Source organism: Streptomyces sp. NPDC002623, from assembly GCF_053592635.1.
Map to the genome: position 1 here is coordinate 13,367 of NZ_JBSFWB010000032.1, position 19,214 is coordinate 32,580.

At 72.5% G+C, this 19,214-nt stretch carries 19 protein-coding genes; 7 read left to right on the forward strand and 12 right to left on the reverse strand.

The window, feature by feature from the left end; translation table 11 throughout:
* Positions 1-10: 10 nt before the first annotated feature.
* From ACWD4O_RS38175 to ACWD4O_RS38185, 3 genes are all read right to left on the reverse strand, one after another.
* The gene (locus ACWD4O_RS38175) at positions 11-1,354 is read right to left on the reverse strand and encodes an aldehyde dehydrogenase family protein (RefSeq protein WP_451287307.1); all 1,344 of its coding nucleotides are present in this window, start codon (positions 1,352-1,354) and stop codon (positions 11-13) included.
* A 137-nt stretch (positions 1,355-1,491) separates the two neighbouring features.
* On the reverse strand, positions 1,492-2,694 hold the full coding sequence (locus ACWD4O_RS38180) for an RNA polymerase sigma factor (protein WP_451287309.1): 1,203 nt from the start codon (positions 2,692-2,694) through the stop codon (positions 1,492-1,494).
* Between the two features lie 3 nt (positions 2,695-2,697).
* A complete protein-coding gene (locus ACWD4O_RS38185) occupies positions 2,698-3,048 on the reverse strand; it encodes a YciI family protein (RefSeq protein ID WP_451287311.1) in 351 nt (116 codons plus the stop codon).
* 100 nt (positions 3,049-3,148) lie between these two features.
* Between ACWD4O_RS38185 and ACWD4O_RS38190 the strand changes: the two genes are divergently transcribed.
* Positions 3,149-4,177 (forward strand): acyl-CoA dehydrogenase family protein, encoded by a 1,029-nt coding sequence (locus ACWD4O_RS38190; RefSeq protein WP_451287313.1) that lies wholly within the window; start codon positions 3,149-3,151, stop codon positions 4,175-4,177.
* Between the two features lie 66 nt (positions 4,178-4,243).
* On the opposite strand, the gene ACWD4O_RS38195 is transcribed toward ACWD4O_RS38190, so the two are convergent.
* From ACWD4O_RS38195 to ACWD4O_RS38205, 3 genes are all read right to left on the reverse strand, one after another.
* Positions 4,244-5,383: an LLM class flavin-dependent oxidoreductase gene (locus ACWD4O_RS38195; protein WP_451287315.1), complete on the reverse strand. Its 1,140-nt coding sequence runs from the start codon at positions 5,381-5,383 to the stop codon at positions 4,244-4,246.
* A 35-nt stretch (positions 5,384-5,418) separates the two neighbouring features.
* The gene (gene ssuE / locus ACWD4O_RS38200) at positions 5,419-5,973 is read right to left on the reverse strand and encodes an NADPH-dependent FMN reductase (protein ID WP_351909819.1); all 555 of its coding nucleotides are present in this window, start codon (positions 5,971-5,973) and stop codon (positions 5,419-5,421) included.
* Positions 5,974-6,193: 220 nt separating this feature from the next.
* Entirely contained in the window at positions 6,194-6,277 is an 84-nt protein-coding gene (locus ACWD4O_RS38205) for a putative leader peptide (RefSeq protein ID WP_351909959.1), read from the reverse strand.
* 233 nt (positions 6,278-6,510) lie between these two features.
* On the opposite strand from ACWD4O_RS38205, the gene ACWD4O_RS38210 reads away from it, so the two are divergent.
* Positions 6,511-7,863: a cryptochrome/photolyase family protein gene (locus ACWD4O_RS38210; RefSeq protein ID WP_451287317.1), complete on the forward strand. Its 1,353-nt coding sequence runs from the start codon at positions 6,511-6,513 to the stop codon at positions 7,861-7,863.
* Positions 7,864-7,889: 26 nt separating this feature from the next.
* Here ACWD4O_RS38210 and ACWD4O_RS38215 read toward each other — a convergent pair whose 3' ends face one another.
* Positions 7,890-8,678 carry an SGNH/GDSL hydrolase family protein gene (locus tag ACWD4O_RS38215; protein WP_451287319.1) on the reverse strand — a complete coding sequence of 263 codons (789 nt, stop codon included), beginning with the start codon at positions 8,676-8,678 and terminating at the stop codon, positions 7,890-7,892.
* 224 nt (positions 8,679-8,902) lie between these two features.
* Here ACWD4O_RS38215 and ACWD4O_RS38220 point away from each other — a divergent pair, with 224 nt between their 5' ends.
* Positions 8,903-9,343 (forward strand): SPW repeat protein, encoded by a 441-nt coding sequence (locus ACWD4O_RS38220; RefSeq protein ID WP_451287321.1) that lies wholly within the window; start codon positions 8,903-8,905, stop codon positions 9,341-9,343.
* A 99-nt stretch (positions 9,344-9,442) separates the two neighbouring features.
* Here the strand turns inward: ACWD4O_RS38220 and ACWD4O_RS38225 are convergent, their stop codons facing one another.
* Positions 9,443-10,210: an ArsR/SmtB family transcription factor gene (locus tag ACWD4O_RS38225; RefSeq protein ID WP_451287421.1), complete on the reverse strand. Its 768-nt coding sequence runs from the start codon at positions 10,208-10,210 to the stop codon at positions 9,443-9,445.
* A gap of 217 nt (positions 10,211-10,427) precedes the next feature.
* A complete protein-coding gene (locus tag ACWD4O_RS38230; protein WP_451287323.1) occupies positions 10,428-11,858 on the reverse strand; it encodes a hydrolase in 1,431 nt (476 codons plus the stop codon).
* Between the two features lie 262 nt (positions 11,859-12,120).
* Here ACWD4O_RS38230 and ACWD4O_RS38235 point away from each other — a divergent pair, with 262 nt between their 5' ends.
* The gene (locus ACWD4O_RS38235; RefSeq protein ID WP_451287325.1) at positions 12,121-12,384 is read left to right on the forward strand and encodes a GlsB/YeaQ/YmgE family stress response membrane protein; all 264 of its coding nucleotides are present in this window, start codon (positions 12,121-12,123) and stop codon (positions 12,382-12,384) included.
* A gap of 104 nt (positions 12,385-12,488) precedes the next feature.
* Here the strand turns inward: ACWD4O_RS38235 and ACWD4O_RS38240 are convergent, their stop codons facing one another.
* Together ACWD4O_RS38240 and ACWD4O_RS38245 are read right to left on the reverse strand one after the other, a co-directional pair.
* Entirely contained in the window at positions 12,489-13,265 is a 777-nt protein-coding gene (locus tag ACWD4O_RS38240) for a GNAT family N-acetyltransferase (protein WP_451287327.1), read from the reverse strand.
* A 41-nt stretch (positions 13,266-13,306) separates the two neighbouring features.
* A complete protein-coding gene (locus ACWD4O_RS38245) occupies positions 13,307-13,672 on the reverse strand; it encodes a MerR family transcriptional regulator (RefSeq protein ID WP_451287329.1) in 366 nt (121 codons plus the stop codon).
* Between the two features lie 104 nt (positions 13,673-13,776).
* On the opposite strand from ACWD4O_RS38245, the gene ACWD4O_RS38250 reads away from it, so the two are divergent.
* Complete coding sequence (locus ACWD4O_RS38250) at positions 13,777-14,988, forward strand: MFS transporter (protein ID WP_451287331.1); 1,212 nt, start codon at positions 13,777-13,779, stop codon at positions 14,986-14,988.
* Between the two features lie 129 nt (positions 14,989-15,117).
* Here the strand turns inward: ACWD4O_RS38250 and ACWD4O_RS38255 are convergent, their stop codons facing one another.
* Entirely contained in the window at positions 15,118-15,864 is a 747-nt protein-coding gene (locus ACWD4O_RS38255; RefSeq protein WP_451287333.1) for a chaplin, read from the reverse strand.
* A 189-nt stretch (positions 15,865-16,053) separates the two neighbouring features.
* On the opposite strand from ACWD4O_RS38255, the gene ACWD4O_RS38260 reads away from it, so the two are divergent.
* Together ACWD4O_RS38260 and ACWD4O_RS38265 are read left to right on the forward strand one after the other, a co-directional pair.
* A complete protein-coding gene (locus tag ACWD4O_RS38260) occupies positions 16,054-17,733 on the forward strand; it encodes an alpha/beta hydrolase (protein WP_451287335.1) in 1,680 nt (559 codons plus the stop codon).
* Complete coding sequence (locus ACWD4O_RS38265; RefSeq protein WP_451287337.1) at positions 17,734-19,206, forward strand: glutamate synthase-related protein; 1,473 nt, start codon at positions 17,734-17,736, stop codon at positions 19,204-19,206.
* The last annotated feature ends 8 nt before the right edge of the window (positions 19,207-19,214 follow it).

A 19,214-nucleotide genomic window follows, 5' to 3' on the forward strand; every position in this document is an offset into this window, starting at 1 on the left:
TCCGTGTCGTTCAGTGCAGCGGCTTCTCCAGCACCGCCTTGCGGTGGCCGAACGTCTCGATGGAGTAGCGCCCGTGGTAGCTGCCCATGCCGCTCTCGCCCACGCCGCCGAACGGCAGGTCGGAGACGGTGAGATGGGCGAGGGGCAGACCCAGGCCGAGTCCGCCGGAGGAGGTCTCGGCGGCGATGCGGCCGCGCGTGTCGTCGGATTCGGTGAACACGTACAGGGCGAGCGGCTTGTCGCGGTCGTTGATGAAGGCGATCGCCTCGTCCAGGCCGTCGACCGTCACGATCGGCAGGATCGGGCCGAAGATCTCCTCCCGCATGACGGGCGACGCGGGGTCGACGTCGGCGAGGACGGTCGGCGCGATGTACTTGTCCGTACGGTCGTGGGCCCCGCCGACCACGGTCCGGCCGGAGTCGAGCAGCCCGGCGAGCCGGTCGAAGTGGCGTTCGTTCACGATGCGGCCGTATTCGCCGGAGGTCTGCGGGTCGGCGCCGTAGACCGCCTCCACCGCCCGCGTCAGCAGGGGTTCGAGGGCGGCGGCCGTCGCCGGGTCGGTGAGGACGTAGTCGGGGGCGACGCAGGTCTGGCCGGCGTTGAGGAACTTGCCGCGGGCCAGCCGCTCGGCGACGACGGCGAGATCGGCGTCGCGGTCGACGAACGCCGGGGACTTGCCGCCGAGTTCGAGGGTGACCGGGGTGAGGTGCTCGGCGGCGGCGCGCAGGACGATCCGGCCGACGGCACCGTTGCCGGTGTAGAAGATGTGGTCGAAGCGCTCGGCCAGCAGAGCGGTGGTCTCCGGGATGCCGCCCTCGACGACGGCGACCGCGTCGGTGTCGAGGTGGGCCGGCAGCAGCCGGGCCAGGGCGGCGGAGGTGGCGGGCGCGAGCTCGCTGGGCTTGACGACGACCGCGTTCCCGGCGGCGAGGGCGCCGACCAGCGGGGCGAGCAGCAGCTGCGCCGGGTAGTTCCAGGGCGCGATGACGAGGACGACGCCGAGCGGGTCGACCTGCGTCCAGGCCCGCGCGTCGGCGCCCAGGTGGGCCGGGACCGGGGCGGGCTCGGGGCGCAGCCACTCGTCCAGGTGGTCGAGGGTGTGGTCGATCTCGCGGACGGTGAAGTCGATCTCGGTGCGGTAGGCCTCGGTGGAGCTCTTGCCCAGGTCGGCGTGGAGGGCGGCGGCCAGTTCGGCGCCGTCCTTCGTGAGCAGCTCGCGCAGTCGGCGGAGCTGGTCCGTGCGCCAGGCGACGGGCTTGGTGCGGCCGGTGCGGAAGGTGGCGCGCAGCCGGGCGACGACGTCGGCGGGCTGCTCGGGGCCGGCGGACTGCTCGGGGGTGGCGGCGGTGGTCACGGTGCCTCGCTGGGGTGCGCGGGCCTGTCGGCCCTGGGTTCTCGGGGTTTTCCGGGGCGAGCGGGAAGCTCGACGGAAGCTCGGTGTATATGCCAACCTTTCACGTACCAAAATACATTCCCGGGACGAGGAGGTTCTCAGGGACCCCGGCGGGCGAGCTCGCGCACCCGCCGCTCGAGGAAGGCACGTTCCGCCGGGTTCTCGCTCAGCGCGAGGGCCGTCCGGTAGGCCCCGACGGCCTCGGCGGCCCGGTCGAGGCGACGCAGCAGGTCGGCGCGGACCGCGTGCCAGACGTGGTAACCGTCGAGGTCGAGCGCGTGGACGAGGTCCAGGGCCGGCCCCGGTCCCTCGGTCTCGGCCACGGCGACCGCCCGGTTGAGGGCTGCCACCGGGCTCGGGGCGAGCGCCATCAGCTGGTCGTACAGGGCCAGGATCTGCCGCCAGTCGGTGTCGGCGGCGGTCGGCGCGTCGCTGTGGACGGCCTGGACGGCGGCCTGGATCTGATACGGCCCGGGCCGGTCGCGGCGCAGGCAGCGCCGCACGAGCGTCTGTCCCTCGGCGACCAGCTCCCGGTCCCAGCGGTCGCGGTCCTGCTCGGGCAGCGGCACGAGCGTGCCGTCGGCCGTCTCGCGTGCGCCCCGGCGGGACTCGACCAGCAGCATCAGCGCCAGCAGTCCGGTGGCCTCGGGCTCGTCCGGCATCAGCTCGGCGAGGAGCCGGCCGAGGCGCAGGGCCTCCGCGCACAGGCCCGGATCTCCCCCGTACCCCTCGTTGAAGATCAGGTAGACGACGGCGAGCACGCCCTTCAGCCGGTCGGGCAGATCGGCGTCGCGCGGCACGCGGTACGGGATGCGCGCGTCGCGGATCTTCGCCTTGGCGCGGACCAGGCGCTGGGCCATGGTCGGCTCGGGAACGAGGAAGGCGCGGGCGATCTGCGCGGTGCCGAGACCGCCGAGGAGCCGCAGGGTGAGGGCGACCTGCGCCTGCGGGGCGAGCGCGGGGTGGCAGCAGGTGAAGATCAGCCGGAGCCGGTCGTCGCGCACAGGGCCCTCCTCCACGGGCGGGTCGGCCTCGTACAGCAGGGCGGCCTCGGCCTGACGGGCGTCCCGGGTGGACTCGCGGCGCAGCCGGTCGACGGCCCGATTGCGGGCGGTGGTGATGATCCAGCCGGCCGGACTGGGCGGCACACCGGTCTGCGGCCAGCGCCGGACGGCCGTGGTGAAGGCGTCCTGGACCGCTTCCTCGGCGAGGTCGATGTCGCCGAGGAAGCGGACGAGGACGGAGACCGCGCGCCCGTACTCGGCACGGAAGACGGCCTCGACGTCGGTGGTGTCGGGCACGGTTCAGTGGCTGTCGGCGAAGGGGCGCACCTCGATGGGGAGGGTGGTGGCCAGGGCGGCCTTCCTGCCCCACTCCAGGGCCTCGTCCAGGTCGGCGGCCCGGATCAGACAGAGGCCTCCGAGGTACTCCTTGCCCTCGGCGTACGGCCCGTCGGTGATGAGCACGTCGCCGTTTTCGGGGCGCAGCACGGTGGCCGTCTCCGGTCCGTGCAGTCCGCCGGAGAAGACCCAGACCCCGGCGGCGCGCAGCTCGTCGTTGTAGGCCGCCACCCGGTGCATGATCTCCGCCAGCTCGTCGGGGGGCGGCGGCGTGCCGCCCGTGGGCTGGACCACGCTGAGCAGGTAGTGCTGCATGACGTCCTCCTTGGCGTCGTTCGGTCTGTGTCACCTCCTACACGAACGGCAGTCCCCCGGATCGACACCCCACACCGGGAATCGGGAAAGAATCTTGCCCATGACCGCACCGCACCCCCTCCTCGTCCGGGCCCGCCGCCTCGCCGACGACCTGCTCGCCCCGCACGCCGAACAGGTCGACCGGGCGGAGGTGCCGGTCGGCCATCTGACGGAGATCAGGCGCTCGGGTCTGCTCGGCCTGAACGCGCCGCACGAGTACGGCGGGGCCGCGGCCCCCGGCTCGGTGGTGCGCGAGACGGCGGAGATCCTGGCCGGGGCCTGCTGCTCGACCTGGTTCGTGCAGACGCAGCACCACACGCCGGTGCTGACGCTGGTCAGGAGCGAGGGCCCGGTGCGCGAGCGGCTGCTGGGCCGGCTGGCTACCGGCGAGCTGCTGTCCGGGGTGGCGTACGCGCATCTGCGGGCGCACCCGCGCACACCCGTGCGGGCCACCCGGGAGCGGGGCGGATGGCGCTTCGACGGGACGGTGCCCTGGTACACGGGGTGGGGCCTGAACGATGTGCTGCTGCTCGCCGGGGTGACGGAGGCGGACGAGGCGCTGTTCGCCTTCGCCGAGGCGCGGGAGCAGCCGGGTCTGCGGGCCTCGGCCCCGATGCGCCTCGCCGCGCTCACGGCGGCCCGCACGGTCTCGCTGGAGCTGGACGGACTGTGGCTCCCGGAGGAGGCGGTGGCGCTGCGCACCCCGTACGCGACCTGGTCGGCGACGGACCGGCTCAAGACGGTGAACGCCAACCCGGCGGTCTTCGGCATCACGGAGACGGCGCTGACCCTGCTGGACGAGGACACGGCGAGCCCGCTGCACGCCCGCCTGACGACGGTCCGCGACCGGGCCTACGCACTGATCGACACCGCGAAACCCCACGAGCACCTGGCGGAACGTCTGGCCCTCAAGACACAGGCGTCCGAGGTGATGCAGGCAGCGACCACGGCGGCGGTGGTCACGGGCGGCGGCCGCGCGATGCTCCTGACGAGCAGGGCCCAACGCCTGGCGAGGGAAGCCCTGTTCCTCCTGGTCCAGGGCCAGACGGTGGAATCGCGCAGGGCGCATCTCGACGCCCTGGTCTTTTAGGGGCGCGGGGAACTGCGCGAGCAACCACCCACGACATGCAAGCCGCCATTCAACGGATCCCCCGTCTCAGTGGGCGAACGGCACCTGCACCGACGCCACCTGCTTGCCGGCCGGATGCTCCCAGACCCGCTCCTCGGCCAGCCGCGGCAGCACCCCCTCGCCGAACCAGTAGGCCTCCTCCAGATGCGGATACCCGGACAGCACGAACTCCTCGATGCCCAGCGCCGCGTACTCCTTGATCCGCTCGGCGACCTCCTCGTGGCTCCCCACCAGCGCGGTCCCCGCGCCCCCGCGCACCAGACCGATCCCGGCCCAGAGATTGGGGTGGATCTCCAGCCCGTCACGGCCGCCGCCGTGCAGCGCGAGCATCCGCTGCTGGCCCTCGGACTCGCTGCGCGCCAGCCCGGCCTGCACGGACTTCACGGTGTCGGGGTCGAACCCGGCGAGCAGCCGGTCGGCCTCCGCCCAGGCCGCTTCGGAGCTGTCGCGGGTGATGACGTGCAGCCGGATGCCGAACCGCAGGGTGCGCCCTTGCTTCGCCGCGAGCGCCCGGATCCAGGCGATCTTCTCGGCGACCTGGGCCGGCGGCTCGCCCCAGGTGAGGTAGACATCGGCGTGCCGCGCGGCGATCTCCCCGGCGATCGGCGAGGAGCCCCCGAAGTACACCTCGGGCACCGGATCCGGCACCCGGGCCAGCTTCGCGTCCTCGACCCGGAGGTGCTCACCCTTGAGGTCGACGGTCTTGCCCTCCCACAACTTCCTCACGATCTCCAGGAATTCGCCCGTACGGCGGTAACGGTCGTCCTTGTCCAGGAAGTCGCCGTAGGCCCGCTGCTCGTGGCTCTCGCCGCCGGTGACGACGTTCAGCAGCAGCCGTCCGCCGCTCTGCCGCTGGAAGGTGGACGCCATCTGCGCGGCGAGCGTCGGCGAGACGAAGCCGGGCCGGAAGGCGACGAGGAACTTCAGCCGCTCGGTGTTCTGGCTGACCATCGCCGTCGTCAGCCAGGCGTCCTCGCACCAGGCGCCGGTCGGGGTGAGCGCGCCCACGAAACCCAGGTCCTCGGCGGCGCGGGCGATCTGGCTCAGATAGGCGACCGTCGGCGGCCGGTCCCGTCCGGAGGCGGTGGCCGGGGTGCCGTGGCCGCCGCCGACGACATGGCGGCTGTCGCCGTTGGTGGGGAGGAACCAGTGGAAGGTGAGAGACATATGGGGGGTCTCCGATCGAGGGTGGGGGCTGGACTTCAGCTCGCCGCGGCCAGGTACGGCGTCCGTCCCAGCGCGGCCGAGAACTGGTCGACGACCTGGGTGAGCGCCTCGGTGGCGGCCGGGGCGACCGTGACGGAGCCGTCCTCGTGGGCGGTGATGTCCTTGTCGAGGGTGAACCAGCCCTGCACGATGTGGGCCGCGCCCATGGAGTTGAGGACGGGACGCAGGGCGTAGTCGATGGCCAGGACATGGGCGGTGGAGCCGCCGGTGGCCAACGGCAGGACCGTCTTTCCGGTGAGCGCGTACTGCGGCAGCAGGTCGAGGAGCGCCTTGAGGACGCCGGAGTAGGAGGCCTTGTAGACGGGGGTGCCCACGACGACGCCGTCGGCGCGTGCGAACAGCTCGGTCGCCTCGACGATCGCCGGGTGCCGGAAGTCCGCGCCGAGCAGGGCCTCGGCCGGGATCGTCCGGACGTCGAGCGGGATCACCTCGTGGCCCTGGGCCGCGAGCCGCTGGTCGAGGTGGCGCAGCAGACGGCCGGTACGGGAGAAGGCGGAGGGGCTGCCGGAGACGGACAGGACGGTGGCCATGGGTCCTCTTTCACGGAACGAAGCGAAGCGATGCGATGCGGTGCAGTTGCGGTGCAGTTGCGGTGCCGCACGGCATGCGGGAATCCTGGTGCGGAGTGTTTTCGGGCACGCCGAATTCGAAGGGCGCGTCGACGCCCGGGATGCAGGGTTGCCAAGACGCAGGCGGACGCGGCGAATTCAGGCGGGGAAAGAAAAAGCGCGGCGGATCTCCGGAAGGGGATCAGGCCGCGACGCAACAGGAGGCGCTGGAGACGCGCGCGAGATCGACATGGCGTCGCCGCGTGAGGTCCAGTCGCTTCTTCATGCTCTTGATCGTGGCAGCCGTCCGCGACGGCAGTCAAGGAAAACCCGACCGGTCTCGGATCGCGGACCAATGCGTGGCGTGGACCTTCGGTCGGGTCGGCTCCGGACGTGTCGCGGACAACCGTCGTCAGAAGTGCGCCTGCCGGGGATCGGCGCGATCATGTTCGGGCCGATCGGCCAGGGCTGCGCGCGGCGACCGCGTCCGTCCCCCGCCGTCGGTCATCATCGGCCACCATGAACGTCTCGCTCGTCCTGTTCACCTGTGATCTGCGCCTGCACGACCATCCGCCGCTGCGGGCCGCCCTCGCCGGATCCCGGCGGACAGTGCCGTTGTTCGTGCGCGACCGGGCCGTGGCCGAGGCCGGGTTCTGCGCGCCCAACCGGCTGGGGTTCCTCGCCGACTGCCTGCGGGATCTCGACGCGGGGCTGCGGGCGCGGGGCGGGCGGCTGGTGGTCCGCTCCGGTGACCTGGTGGAAGAGGTGTGCCGGGTGGCCACCGAGACGGGGGCCGGCGAGGTGCATGTGTCGGCCGACGTGAGCGCGTACGCGCAGCGCCGTGAGGAGCGGTTGCGGCGCGCGCTGGCGGCGGGCGTACGACTGCACGTGCATGACACGGTGACGACCGCGGTCGCGCCCGGAACGCTGACCCCGGCCGCGTCGGACCACTTCGCGGTGTTCACGCCCTACTTCCGGCACTGGTCGCGGCAGCCGCTCCGCGACGCGCTCGGCGCGCCCCGGACCGTGTCGGTGCCGGACGACGTCGCCTCCGAGCCGCTGCCCTCGCACCGGGGTCCGGCGCCGGGCGGGGAGATCGAGGGGCGTGCGCGGCTCGACGGCTGGCTGCGGGACGGCATCGCCTGCTACGAGGACCGGCACGACGACCTGGCCGGCGACGCGACCTCCCGGCTCTCGCCCCATCTGCACTTCGGCGCCCTCTCCCCCGTCGAACTCGTCCACCGGGCGCGGACCATGGGCGGCCCGGGCGCCGAGGCGTTCGTACGGCAGCTCGCGTGGCGCGACTTCCACCGCCAGGTGCTGGCCGTACGGCCGGCCGCGGCGGTCGCCGACTACCGCCCCCGGCAGGACCGTTGGCGTACGGAGCGGACGGCCGGCGCGGACATCGAGGCGTGGCGGGAGGGCCGTACCGGCTATCCGGTCGTGGACGCGGCGATGCGGCAGTTGCGCGCCGAGGGCTGGATGCACAACCGGGGCCGCCTGCTGACCGCGAGCTTCCTCACCAAGACGCTGTACGTCGACTGGCGGATCGGCGCCCGGCACTTCCTGGACCTGCTGGTCGACGGGGATGTGGCCAACAACCAGCTCAACTGGCAGTGGACGGCGGGCACCGGCACCGATTCCCGGCCCAACCGGGTTCTCAACCCCGTCGCCCAGGCGAGGCGGTACGACCCGGACGGGGCGTATGTCCGGCGCTGGGTGCCCGAGTTGGCGGGGGTCGCCGGCGGGGCGGTGCACGAGCCGTGGAGACTGCGCGGCCCGGACCGGGCGGCGGCGGCCGGTTACCCGGAGCGGATCGTCGACCTCTCCGACGGGCTCGCGCGCTTCAGACAGGGCCGGGGGCTCGGGTGAGTTCCGCCCTTGCCCGAAGCCCGCGGTCACTCGTGCAGGGGAAGGAGCGCGGGTCGCTTCGCCGTGCGGCCGTCGCCGGAGGAGCGGCCGCGCAGACGGCGGCCGAGCCACGGGCCCAGGAACCCGGCGGCCCAGCGCAGTTCGCCGAGGCCGGCCCGCAGACCGGACGGGACCGGGTGCGGCGGGGCGGGCAGCGGGTGGGTCCAGGAGTCGTCGCTGCCCGGCAGGCCGAGGGCGTGGGCGACGGCGGCGGCGATCCGTTCGTGACCGAGCGGGGAGGCGTGCAGCCGGTCCGCGCTCCACAGCCGCGGGTCGGTGACCACGGTGTGTCGGCCGGCGTCGGCGACGACGACGTCGTACCGGTGGGCCGCCTCGCGGATGCGGGCGTTCAGGGCGAGGACCCGCGGGGCGAGTGGCCGGGCGAGCGGGATGAGCCCGGTGGGGTCCGGGAAGGTGACGGTGGCGACCCGGGCGCCCTGCCCGGTGAGTGCGGCGAACGTGGCATCCAGGTGGCCGGCGACCTCGTCGACGTCGAAGCGGGGGCGCAGCAGGTCGTTGACCCCGGCGACGACGGTGGCCAGGTCGGGGCGCAGCGCGAGCGCCGGGCCGAGTTGCTCGGCGCGCACCTGGCCCGCGAGACGGCCGCGCACGGCCAGATTGGCGTATCGGAGGCCCGGGTCGTGGTCGGCGATGTGCGCGGCGAGCCGGTCGGCCCAGCCGCGCAGGCCGGTGCTGTCGTCGCCGTCGCCGAGTCCCTCGGTCTGGCTGTCGCCGAGGGCCACGTAGCGCGTGTAGTGGATCTCCGTGCCGGACATGGGAAGCCTCCGGTTCGGTGTGTGGAACGCGGACGCGGAACCACTCGAACTCCCGAACTCAGCCTACTCACTTTTTTAACTATTCACACCGGTGTCCATGACGGCCCGGCAGGCACGTCCCACCTCTACACATAAAGGCCAAATAAGCGCAGAATGAACAGGCGCGGCACTTACCGCACACCGCACCGAAGCGGTCGGGCCCTGAAAGTCAAAGGAGACGAATCATGGCCAACGTCTCGCCCACCAGAGGTGACATGTCGACGCACCCCGATGTATCCGAGATGCAGGCGCGGTACGCCCGCATGCTCGATGGTCGTGATGTGGCGCTCGTGGACGGACCGGTGTTCCTGCTCGGTCTGTACTGCGCCGTGTCCCCGTGGATACTCCACTACACCGCCAGCCAGCCCGCGCTCGTGACCCACAACCTGATCGTGGGCATCGCGATCGGCCTGCTGGGACTCGGATTCACCGCGGCTCCCGCCCGTATGTACGGTCTCAGTTGGGCCATGTGCGCGGCGGGCATCTGGATGATCATCGCGCCGTGGGTCGTCGGCGACAGCCCGGACGCCGGTGTCGCGGTCAACAACATCATCATCGGCGCCCTCGCCCTGATCCTGGGGCTGATGTGCACGGCCACGGCGGCGAAGAGCACGCCGAAGCCCTAGTCTCCCGACCTCCCCCGACATCCGGAAGGACGGCCGGGTCGACCCGCACATGCGGGCCGGCCCGGCCGTTCCGCAGTGCCGCGTGTCTGTCGGGCCGGCTCAGTCGCCCGGCATCAGCCACGGCTCCTGGGGCAGGGTCCGGCCCGTCTCCAGGAGAGACTTGAGGTTGGACAGGACCGCGGGCCAGCCGAGCGACACATCGGCGAGCGCGCCCTCGTCGAGGAGATCCTCGTGGGTGACGGTGAGGCGGACGATGTCGGCGTGCGGGCGGATGTCGAAGGTGACCCGGGAGCGCCGGTCCGGCCGGCCCTCCTCGTCGGGCGAGGCCCAGGTGGTGACCAGCCGAGTGGGAGGCTCGCTCTCGACGACGGTGCCGACGACGTCCGCGATGCCGGTGCCGTCCGTGCGGACGTGTTCCCAGCGGGAGCCGGGCCGCCAGTCGGAGACGTTGCTGTGGCCCCAGTAGGCGGCGGTCAGGTCGGCGTCGGTGAGCGCTTCCCAGACCCGCTCCGGCGTACTGGCGATGTAGGTGACATAGACGAAGGTGGGCTTGTCGGTCATGGCTTCCTCGGCTCGTCGTCTGACGTCGGAGAGCACGCGCAGCCGCGGGCGCTCGAACTTGTCGATCCACCGCTCCTGGATCTCGTGGAGCGGGACCGGGTTGAGGTAGTGCAGCTTCTCCCGCCCCCGCCGCACCGTCACGACCAGGCCGGCGGCCTCCAGGACGGCCAGGTGCTGGGTCACGGACTGGCGCGCCATGTCGATGTGCGCGCACAGCTCGCCCAGGGTCTGGCCGTTGCGCTCGTGCAGCCGGTCGAGAAGCCGTCTGCGCGTGTCGTCCGCCAGCGCCCTGAAGGCCTTGTCCATGCCCGGGTCCGGCTCCGGGTCGTCTCCTGATCGCACACCCAACGTTATGCAGGCGATTACCTGCATGTCAACCGGACAACCCGACGGGAGCCTCGACGACCCGACGGAGGCCGGACAGCCGTGCGCCCGCCGACACCCTGTGGGGAGGGTGATCGACGGGCGCACCGTCATCGGCATCGCAGCTGACGTGCCGGCCGGGATCGACCGGCGGTGGGGATCAGCTGACGTTGAGCGCCGTGTCGTCGATGACGAACGACGTCTGGAGGGTGGACCCTTCGACGCCGGTGAACGTGATGGTGGACGTGGTGCCCGCCAGGGAGGCGAGGCTGAAGCTCTTCAGGGCGTATCCACTGGCCGCGTTGAGGTTGGAGTAGGTGGCCAGGGTGGTGGATCCGGCGGTGACCGTCAGCTTGTCGTACGCGGTGCTGGTGGTGGTCTCGGCCGTGTCGATGTGCAGATAGAAGCTGAGCGTGGCGGTGGTGCAGCCGCTCGGGATGGTCACCGTCTGGGACAGCGTGTCGGTGTGGGCGGAGCCGTAGCCGTCCAGCCATGCCTTGTACGAGCCGGTGCGCGCCGCCTGGCTGCTGGAGTTGGTGATGATGCCGCTGGTGGCGGTCCAGGTGGTGTTGCCGGACTCGAAGCCCTGGTTGCCGAGCAGCTGGGCGGCGGTGCAGGTGCCGTCGCCGCCGTCGTCCCCGCCGCCGCTGTCGCTCCCGCCGGCCAGCCACTCGGTCGCGTTGAGGGCGAGGGCCGCGTTGGTGGCGCCGGAGTCGTTCCAGCCGTCGTAGAGGGTGTTGCCGGACTGGCCGGTGTCGTCGTCGATGGGCGAACTGTCGCCCCAGAAGGCGACACGGCCGCTGCCGAAGGTGCTGGTGGCGAAGAAGGCGCCGGTGTTGCCGGAGTAACCGGTGCGGTAGAGCAGGCCCTTGACGCTGGAGTTGTCGGCGGGCTTCAGAGTGGCCGTGGTGCCACTGGCGATGAGGCTCTTGGTGACGGTGCCGAAGGAGCCGTGCAGGACGGGGTCGCTGCTGTCGCTGATGGCCGACGGGTAGTCCGAGCTGATGCTCAGCGAGTCGATGGAGAAGCCGAACGGGTCGGTGGAGTCGACGCTGTTGTTGGTCATCAGGTCGTTGAGGATCTCGACCGCGTCCTCGCCGTCGTTGTTGCGGTCGGCGCCGGTGTGGTCGGAGACCATGAACAGACCGCCGCCGTTCTTCACGAAGTTCATGATCGCCGTCTTCTCGGCGGTGGTGAACAGCGTGTTGGGCTCCGGAAGGACCAGCGTGTCGAAGTTCGACAGGTCGGTCGTCGAGGAGCCGCCGTAGGTGAGGGCGCCGGTGGCGGTCTTGAGGCTGTAGTCGCCGGTCTTCTGGAGGGCGACGCCCCAGGAGGAGATGGCGCCGGTCCAGTCGCTCTCGGAGGACGGCGAGGAGTCCTCGCCCAGCGGGTCGGGCTGGCTGGTGGAGATGATCCAGTCGGCGTTGCCGGCCGTCTCGGCGTGGCCGTTGTCGAACAGGATGCGGTGGGGGGTGGCCGCTTGCGCGGGCGTGGCACTGGTGGAGACCTGAAGGGCGGCTCCGGTGACGAGCAGCCCGAGGCCGGCCAGGAGGGTGGGGACCTTGCGGCGGGATCTCTGTGATCCGAGCATCCGGCGAACCTCCGTGGGGAAGGGGGGACACGAGGCGGGTGCGGGCGCCAAATCTGCGCGCGTAGACCTGACATCGAAGGGTTCTACACGCGTGGAACGATTGAAAGGTACATGGCATTACTGGTCCGTGAACATCAAAGGCGCGCAATAACGCGAACAGAAACGTCGACAGCCGTCGGCCGCGAAGCGGAACGGACTGCCCCACCCCCCCAGCGGGCACAAGCACTGCAATGGCGTCTCGCTAGGGAAGCGGAGGGCGGAGATGGAGATCGACGGCCTGATCAGTGCCATCTTCATCGGCATCATCATCGGCGTACTGGGGCGGCTCGTCGTCCCCGGCCGCCAGCGCATCGGCGTGCTGTGGACCATCGCCGTCGGCATCGTGGCGGCGCTGATCGGTTCCGCGCTCGCCGCAGGGATCGGCGTGGGCGACACCAAGGGCCCCGACTGGATCGAGTGGCTCATCCAGATCGGCCTCGCCGCCGTCGGCGTCGCGGCCCTGGACCGATCGAAGGGCCGCCGCTGACGGACGAAACACCGGCGCCCGCAAGGGGCGCGGGGAACTGCGCGACCAGCCACGACGGCGCCGCAGCAAAACGACGACACATCGCGGCACCCCCAGCGGAGCGCTCAGCGCGCGTACACGTACGGGGTCGTCGTGCTGACCGCGGCGAAGCCGAGGCGCTCCAGGATGGGGCGGCTCTGGGACGAGGCGTCGACCTGGAGGTAGCGGTAGCCGCGCTCGGCGGCGATCCGGGCGCGGTAGGCGATCAGGGCACGGTAGATGCCGCGTCCGCGCCAGCCCTCGACGGTGCCACCGCCCCACAGACCGGCGAACCGCACTCCGGGGATCAGTTCCATCCGCGCCGAGCTCACCGGCACGTCCCCGGCCATCGCGAGGAGGGCGACGAGGGCGTCGGGGTCGCCGGCGAGCCGGGCGAGCAGGAGGTCCCGCAGCCAGGAACCGTCGCGGCCGAAGGCCTTCTCGTTCGCCTCGACCATCAGCTCGACGCCCGCCCGGTCGGTGACCGGGACGATGCGGACGCCGTCGGGCAGTACGACGTCGAAGAGCTGGTCGCCCGTCTCGCCGATCATCAGGGTCTCCTCCGGGTCGGCCGTGAAACCGGCCGCCGTGAGCCGTTCACCGAGGTCGGCGGGGCTGTCGTGGCCGTGCAGCTTCCACTCGAACTCCTGGCCGAGCCCGGTGAAGTAGGCGATCTGCGCCGCGATCGCCGCGTCGGCCCCGCCGGAGTCCAGGTCGGACCACAGGACGCCGCTCCAGCCGCCGTGGCCGCCGATGTGCCGGACCACGCCCCCGGTCCGCTCGACGCGGGCGTCGGAGCTGTCGGGACGCGCGCCTTCGCGCATTTCCCGGTCGTACAGGGCGAGTACCGCGGCATGATCCATGCCGCCCACTCCAGCACCTCGGCGCGGCCCCCACAACGCAATTAGCGCCGCGTCACCGCCGCCAGATACGCGCTCAGCCGGTCGCGGTTGCGGGCCAGACAGTCGATCCGGGCCTGGATGCGGTCGATGTGCCCCTCCAGAAGGGCGGCGGTCTCGGGGGTCAGATGCTGTACGGGCAGGACGATCTCGTCGGGCCCGGACAGGTACGGCAGGATCGCGCGGATCATCTCGGTGGTGAGGCCGGAGTCGAGCAGTCCGCGGATCTGCTGGACGTCCCGGACGGCCGCCTCGCCGTAGTCGCGGTAGCCGTTCTCGCCGCGGTCGGGGTGGAGCAGGTCCTGCTCCTCGTAGTAGCGCAGCAGCCGGGTGGGGACGCCGGTGCGGTGCGCGAGGTCGCCGATCTTCATGACGCACTCCCCAGGCCGGTCGGCAGCTCTTCGGCGGCTCTTCGGCGGCTCTTCGGCGGGCCGCCCTTGCCTTCACACTGATGTGAACGTTCGACCATGGTCGCATGTCCACCGCATCCATGGTCAAGGGCACCGCCGTGCCCACTCCCCTGCCCTGGTCGGGGCTGCTCGCCCTGTCCACGGCCGCCTTCACCGCCGTGCTGACCGAGTTGCTGCCCGCCGGGCTGCTGCCCCGCATGGCGCCGGCCCTCGGCGTGTCCGAGGCGCGGGTGGGCTTCCTGGTCACGGGCTACGCGGCGGCCTCGTTCGCGGCGGCGATCCCCATGACCGCCCTGCTGCGCGGGCTGCCGCGGCGGCCGGTCCTGCTCGGCGCCCTGCTGGGCTTCGCGCTGAGCAACGCGGTGGTCGCGCTGTCGTCCTCGTACGGCGTCACCTTCGCGGCGCGGCTGGCGGCCGGTGTCATGGGCGGCACGCTGTGGGCGATGCTCGCCGGGTACGCGGCCCGGATGGTGCCGGCCGAGCGGCGCGGCCGGGCGATCGCCGTCGTGCTCGCCGGCATCACGCTCGCGCTGGCGCTGGGCGTGCCGGCCGGGACCGCGCTGGCCGGGGCGGTGGGCTGGCGTGCGGCGTTCGGTCTGCTGGCCGGGCTGGCGGTGCTGCTGATGGGCTGGGTGCGGTGGCGGGTCCCGGGCTTCCCCGGCGAGGCGCGGGGCGAGCGGGTGCCGCTCGCCGGGGTGGCCGTGCTGCCGGGGCTCCCCGTGATCCTGTCCGTCACGCTGTTCCTGCTGCTGGGCCACCAGGTGATGTACACCTACATCGCCCCGTTCACCGAGCACGCGGGCTTCGGCCGCACGGATGTGGTGCTGCTGGTGTTCGGGGCGTCCACGGTGGCCGGGATCTGGGGGACGGGCCTGCTCGTCGACCGGCGTCCGCGTGCCACGCTGCTCGGCGCGCTCGCCCTCTGCGCGGCGGTCATGCTCGCGCTCGGCCGCTCCGCGGACGCGCCCGCCGCGCTGCTGGCGTCGGTCGCGCTGTGGGGCGTGTCCTTCGGCGGGGCGCCGACCCTGATCCAGACGGCGCTGGTGCACGCGTCGGGGCCCGCCGCCTCGGACGTGGCGACCTCCCTGCAGACCACGGTGTACAACGCGGGCATCGCGGGCGGCTCGCTGACCGGAGGAGTCGTACTGGAGCGGTGGGGCGCACCAGCACTGCCCTGGACGGCGTTCCCGCTGATCGCGCTGGCTCTGACGGCGGTCGCGGTGGGCCGCCGGCACGCCTTTCCGGCGGTCCCGGGCCGACGGCCCGACGGCGGCTGAGCACGCCCGCAGGCCCCGGTTCGACAGGTCGGCAGGTCGATGGGTCGACAGTTCGGCTGCCGACCTGTCGACCCATCGACCTGCCCGACGGGGACCTGCGGGTCGTCCGTCCGGCGGGACGGGAGCGGCTCAGCGCTCCGTGCGCGTGCGGAACCTTCGGTAGAGGGCCGCGCCGCCGAGCATCATGGCCGTGCTGCCGACGAGGGCGGGCAGCGTGGCGTCGGCTCCCGTGTGGGCGAGCGAGGACACGGCATCGGGCGCCGCGGCCTGCGCCGCCAGGGCCGGGGCCGGGGCCTGCGGGTTGTCCTTCGGACCCGGGGCCTGAGGCTCCGAGGGCGGGTGGTGCCGGACCGGCGGCTCGGGCTCGGAGGGATGCCCCGGCTCGACGGGTTCCTCGCCGGGCTCCTCGCCGGGTCCCTCGCCCGGTTTCTCGCCGGCGACGTTGGCGGACTGGTTGCCGAACGCCGGGTTCGCGATGCCGACGACGTTCACGCTGTTGCCGCTGACGTTCACCGGGAGATGGACCGGCAGCTGGACACCGTTGCCGGAGACGACGCCCGGAGAGCCCTGGGCGCCGCCCTGCGCGGTGGCGCCTCCGTCGGAGGTCGCGCCGGGTGCCCCGGGAGCGGCGGCCTTGCCCTTGTTGGCGCAGGTGTTGCCCGCGGCGGGGTTCAGCACGCCCACCACGTTCACCGTGTTCCCGCACAGGTTCACCGGGAGGTTCACCGGCAGCTGGACACCGTTGCCGGAGATCAGCCCGGGCGAGCCTGCCGCGGCGCCGTTCGCCGCCGAGTCGGCGTGTGCGGGCAGTGTCACAGCCATCGCGCCGGAGACTGCGGCGACGGCCAGCACACCGGTTCGGGTAACCCGTCTCATGGGGTCCCTGCCTTCCAGACATGAGTCGCGGGCAGTCGCCCGCACCCGTTAGAACGCCGACGAACCATCCGGGTTATGCCAGAACGCCCTTTCGCACCGTTCTGTCGCCCGGAGGCGGGTCACGAGGAGGCCGCTTATCGTGATCGAGGGCGCCGCCGCGGACCGCTGCAGGCGTCCCTGGAGGCGCTGATGCTGGCCAAGCTGTCGACGCGGCCCGGGCTGCGACGCTGTGCGCTCGCCGTGACCGCCGCACTGACCCTGCTGGGGGCGGGCCTGCCGACGGCCACCGCGAGCGGCTCCGGCGACGCGGACGACCGCCCCGATCTGTCCCGGTTCTACGGTCAGAAGGTCGTATGGTCGGCCTGCAAGGGCGAAAGCATGCCCGACGACCTCCAGTGCGCCAAGCTGACGGTCCCCGTCGACTACGCCCACCCCAAGAAGGGCACGCTCGACCTCGCGCTCGCCCGCTATCGGGCCACGGGCGACAAGCGTGGCTCGGTGGTGCTCAACTTCGGCGGCCCCGGCGGCCCGGGAGTCCCTGAACTCGCCATCGGAGGCAAGGGGTTCATGGATCTCACCGACAGCTACGACGTGGTCACCTTCGATCCCCGGGGCGTCGGCCGCTCCTCCCCCGTCAGCTGCGGGGACGGCGAGGAGAGCGGGCTGGCCTCGCTGGACGACGACTCGGCGCTCTCCGATCCACGGAGACTGCTCGCCCAGCTGAAGCAGGCGGCCGCCGACTGCACCGAGCACTCCGGTCCGGTCCTGCCGCACATAGGCACCGTCGACGCGGCACGGGACCTGGACGTGATGCGGCAGGCGCTGCGCGACAAGAAGCTCAACTACCTCGGCTTCTCGTACGGCAGCCGGCTCGGCGCGGTCTACGCCGCCCAGTTCCCCGACAAGGTGGGCCGGGTGGTCCTGGACGGCGTCGACACGCTGACGGAGCCGCTCACCGAGCAGGGGATCGTGGGCGCCCGGGGGCAGCAGGTGGCCCTGGACGACTTCGTCGGCTGGTGCGTGAAGGACATCGCCTGCCCGTTCGGCCAGGATCCGCGCGTGGCCCGCCAGGAGGTCGTACGGCTCGTCCGCTCGCTCGACGAGGATCCGCTGCCGACCGACTTCGGCGGCGACTTCACCGGCCAGGACCTCGTCGGGGCCCTCGGGCAGGGGCTGTACAGCAGGGAGTTGTGGCCGCTGCTGGAGCGGGCGCTGGCCCAGCTGGTCGAGAGCGGCGACGCCGGCGGGGTGCTGGGTTTCGTGGGCGGCGGCTTCGCCCTCCCGCTCCCCTTCACGCTCCGCACGCCACTCCCGACACCGCTGCGCACGCCACTCCCGACACCGCTGCGGGCACCGTTGCGGACATCCCTCCGCGACGAGCCCTCCCCCGGTGCGCTGGTCGACGCGGAGGACGTCCCTCACGACAACCTGCCCGCCGCGCTGATGGCGATCAACTGCGCGGACGACCCGGACCGCCCCACCGCCGAGCAGATCACCGCGGACCTCCAGCGGCTGCGCGCCGCGTACGACAAGGCGTCGCCGGTCTTCGGGCAGTACCGCCTCACCGAGGTCCTGATGTGCTACGGCCGCCCCAAGGGCACCGACTACATCCGCGACGAGGTGAAGGACCTCGACTCCCCGAAGCTGCTCCTGGTCGGCACCCGAGGCGACCCGGCGACCCCCTACCGCTGGACCGAGGAGACGGCCGAGCGGCTCGGGGCCTCGGCCGTGGTGCTCGACAACAAGGGCGAGGGCCACACCGGGTACGGGTCGTCCAAGTGCGTGCACCGCAAGGTCGACGACTTCCTGCTGTACGGCTCCCTCCCGCCGAACGGCAGTTCGTGCGGGCCCGAAGAGGACGACGACTGAGTGCGCCGCTTCCTGCCGCTGCTGCTCGTCGCCCTCACCGCGGCCGGGGCGACGGTCGCCTCGTTCGCCCTGTCGGCCCGGTGGTGGCTCGCGGCCGGGCCGCTGCTGGCGCTGACCTGTCTGGGCGGCCGGGACCTGCTGCAACGCCGTCGCTCCCTCCCGCGCAACTACCCGCTCCTCGCCCATCTGCGGTACCCGACACGGTCGGCGCGCACCAGCGATGCCCGCGCGGCGGAGGGAGCGGAGGGGGACGAGTTCCTGGTGCCGTCGCTGCGCCCGGTGGAGGCGGCCGAGGAGCCGCCGGTGGTGCGGGTGGGCGGGCCCGACTGCCGTCTGCCGTACGACATGGCGCTGCTGAACGTGTCCGCGATGAGCTTCGGGGCGCTGTCGCCGCAGGCGGTCCTCGCTCTCAACCGCGGTGCGGCACTGGGCCGTTTCGCGCAGGACACCGGGGAGGGCGGGCTGTCCGAGTACCACCTGCGGGGCGGCGGCGACCTCGTCTGGGAGATCGGGTCGGGATACTTCGGCTGTCGCGCTCCCGACGGCGGCTTCGACGCACGGGAGTTCGCCGACAAGGCGGCCCTGCCCGAGGTGAAGTGCGTGTCGGTGAAGCTGTCCCAGGGGGCGGCCCCCGGAAGCGGCGGGGTGCTTCCGGCCGCGAAGGTGAGCGCCGAGGTCGCGCGGGAGCGGAGGGTTCCGGAGGGCGTGACGGTGGTGTCGCCGCCCTGTCACCGGGAGTTCTCGACGCCGCGGGAGCTGGTGCTCTTCCTGGCCCGGCTGCGCGAGGCGGCGGGCGGCAAGCCGACCGGGTTGAAGCTGTGCGTGGGGTCGCGGCGGGAGTTCCTCGCCCTCTGCCGGGCGATGGCGGCGGAGGGGGTGACACCCGACTTCGTGATCGTGGACGGCTCGGAGGGCGGCACGGGTTCCGGCCCGACGCAGGCAGCCGGGCGGCTCGGCATGCCGCTCACCCAGGGGCTGATCACCGTGCACAACGCCCTGGTCGGCGTCGGGCTCCGGGACCGGGTGCGGATCGGGGCGAGCGGCCGGGTGGCCACCGGCGCGGACATCGTCGGACGTCTCGCGCAGGGCGCCGACTACACGAACGCGGCCCGCGCGATGATGCTCGCCCTCGGCTGCGTCCGGGCCCGACGCTGCCACACGGGCGCCTGCCCGGCCGGCGTCGCGACGCAGGACCCGTTGCGGGCACATGCGTTGAACGTCGCCGACAAGGCCCGGCGGGTCCTGCACTACCAGCGCGAGACGGTCCGCGACGCCGTCCGGATCATGGCCGCGATGGGCGTGCGCGAGCCCGGCGAGCTCACCCCCGCCCATCTGCTCCGCAGGTCCGGGCCGGGCGGGCTGCGCTCGTACGCGGAGCTGTACGACTGGCTGGCGCCGGGCGAACTCCTCGCCGGGCCGCCGGAGTCATGGGCGGCGGACTGGAAGGCGGCGACCCCGGACGGCTTCGGCTGAGCGCCGTC

Bases quoted from the DNA above. Each gene is read 5' to 3' on its own strand.
- ACWD4O_RS38185 (WP_451287311.1), bottom strand. From the start codon at position 3,048: ATGCAGCACTACCTGCTCAGCGTGGTCCAGCCCACGGGCGGCACGCCG.
- ACWD4O_RS38190 (WP_451287313.1), top strand. From the start codon at position 3,149: ATGACCGCACCGCACCCCCTCCTCGTCCGGGCCCGCCGCCTCGCCGAC.
- ACWD4O_RS38195 (WP_451287315.1), bottom strand. From the start codon at position 5,383: ATGTCTCTCACCTTCCACTGGTTCCTCCCCACCAACGGCGACAGCCGC.
- ssuE (WP_351909819.1), bottom strand. From the start codon at position 5,973: ATGGCCACCGTCCTGTCCGTCTCCGGCAGCCCCTCCGCCTTCTCCCGT.
- ACWD4O_RS38205 (WP_351909959.1), bottom strand. From the start codon at position 6,277: ATGAAGAAGCGACTGGACCTCACGCGGCGACGCCATGTCGATCTCGCG.
- ACWD4O_RS38210 (WP_451287317.1), top strand. From the start codon at position 6,511: ATGAACGTCTCGCTCGTCCTGTTCACCTGTGATCTGCGCCTGCACGAC.
- ACWD4O_RS38215 (WP_451287319.1), bottom strand. From the start codon at position 8,678: ATGTCCGGCACGGAGATCCACTACACGCGCTACGTGGCCCTCGGCGAC.
- ACWD4O_RS38220 (WP_451287321.1), top strand. From the start codon at position 8,903: ATGGCCAACGTCTCGCCCACCAGAGGTGACATGTCGACGCACCCCGAT.
- ACWD4O_RS38225 (WP_451287421.1), bottom strand. From the start codon at position 10,210: ATGGACAAGGCCTTCAGGGCGCTGGCGGACGACACGCGCAGACGGCTT.
- ACWD4O_RS38230 (WP_451287323.1), bottom strand. From the start codon at position 11,858: ATGCTCGGATCACAGAGATCCCGCCGCAAGGTCCCCACCCTCCTGGCC.
- ACWD4O_RS38235 (WP_451287325.1), top strand. From the start codon at position 12,121: ATGGAGATCGACGGCCTGATCAGTGCCATCTTCATCGGCATCATCATC.
- ACWD4O_RS38240 (WP_451287327.1), bottom strand. From the start codon at position 13,265: ATGGATCATGCCGCGGTACTCGCCCTGTACGACCGGGAAATGCGCGAA.
- ACWD4O_RS38245 (WP_451287329.1), bottom strand. From the start codon at position 13,672: ATGAAGATCGGCGACCTCGCGCACCGCACCGGCGTCCCCACCCGGCTG.
- ACWD4O_RS38250 (WP_451287331.1), top strand. From the start codon at position 13,777: ATGTCCACCGCATCCATGGTCAAGGGCACCGCCGTGCCCACTCCCCTG.
- ACWD4O_RS38255 (WP_451287333.1), bottom strand. From the start codon at position 15,864: ATGAGACGGGTTACCCGAACCGGTGTGCTGGCCGTCGCCGCAGTCTCC.
- ACWD4O_RS38260 (WP_451287335.1), top strand. From the start codon at position 16,054: ATGCTGGCCAAGCTGTCGACGCGGCCCGGGCTGCGACGCTGTGCGCTC.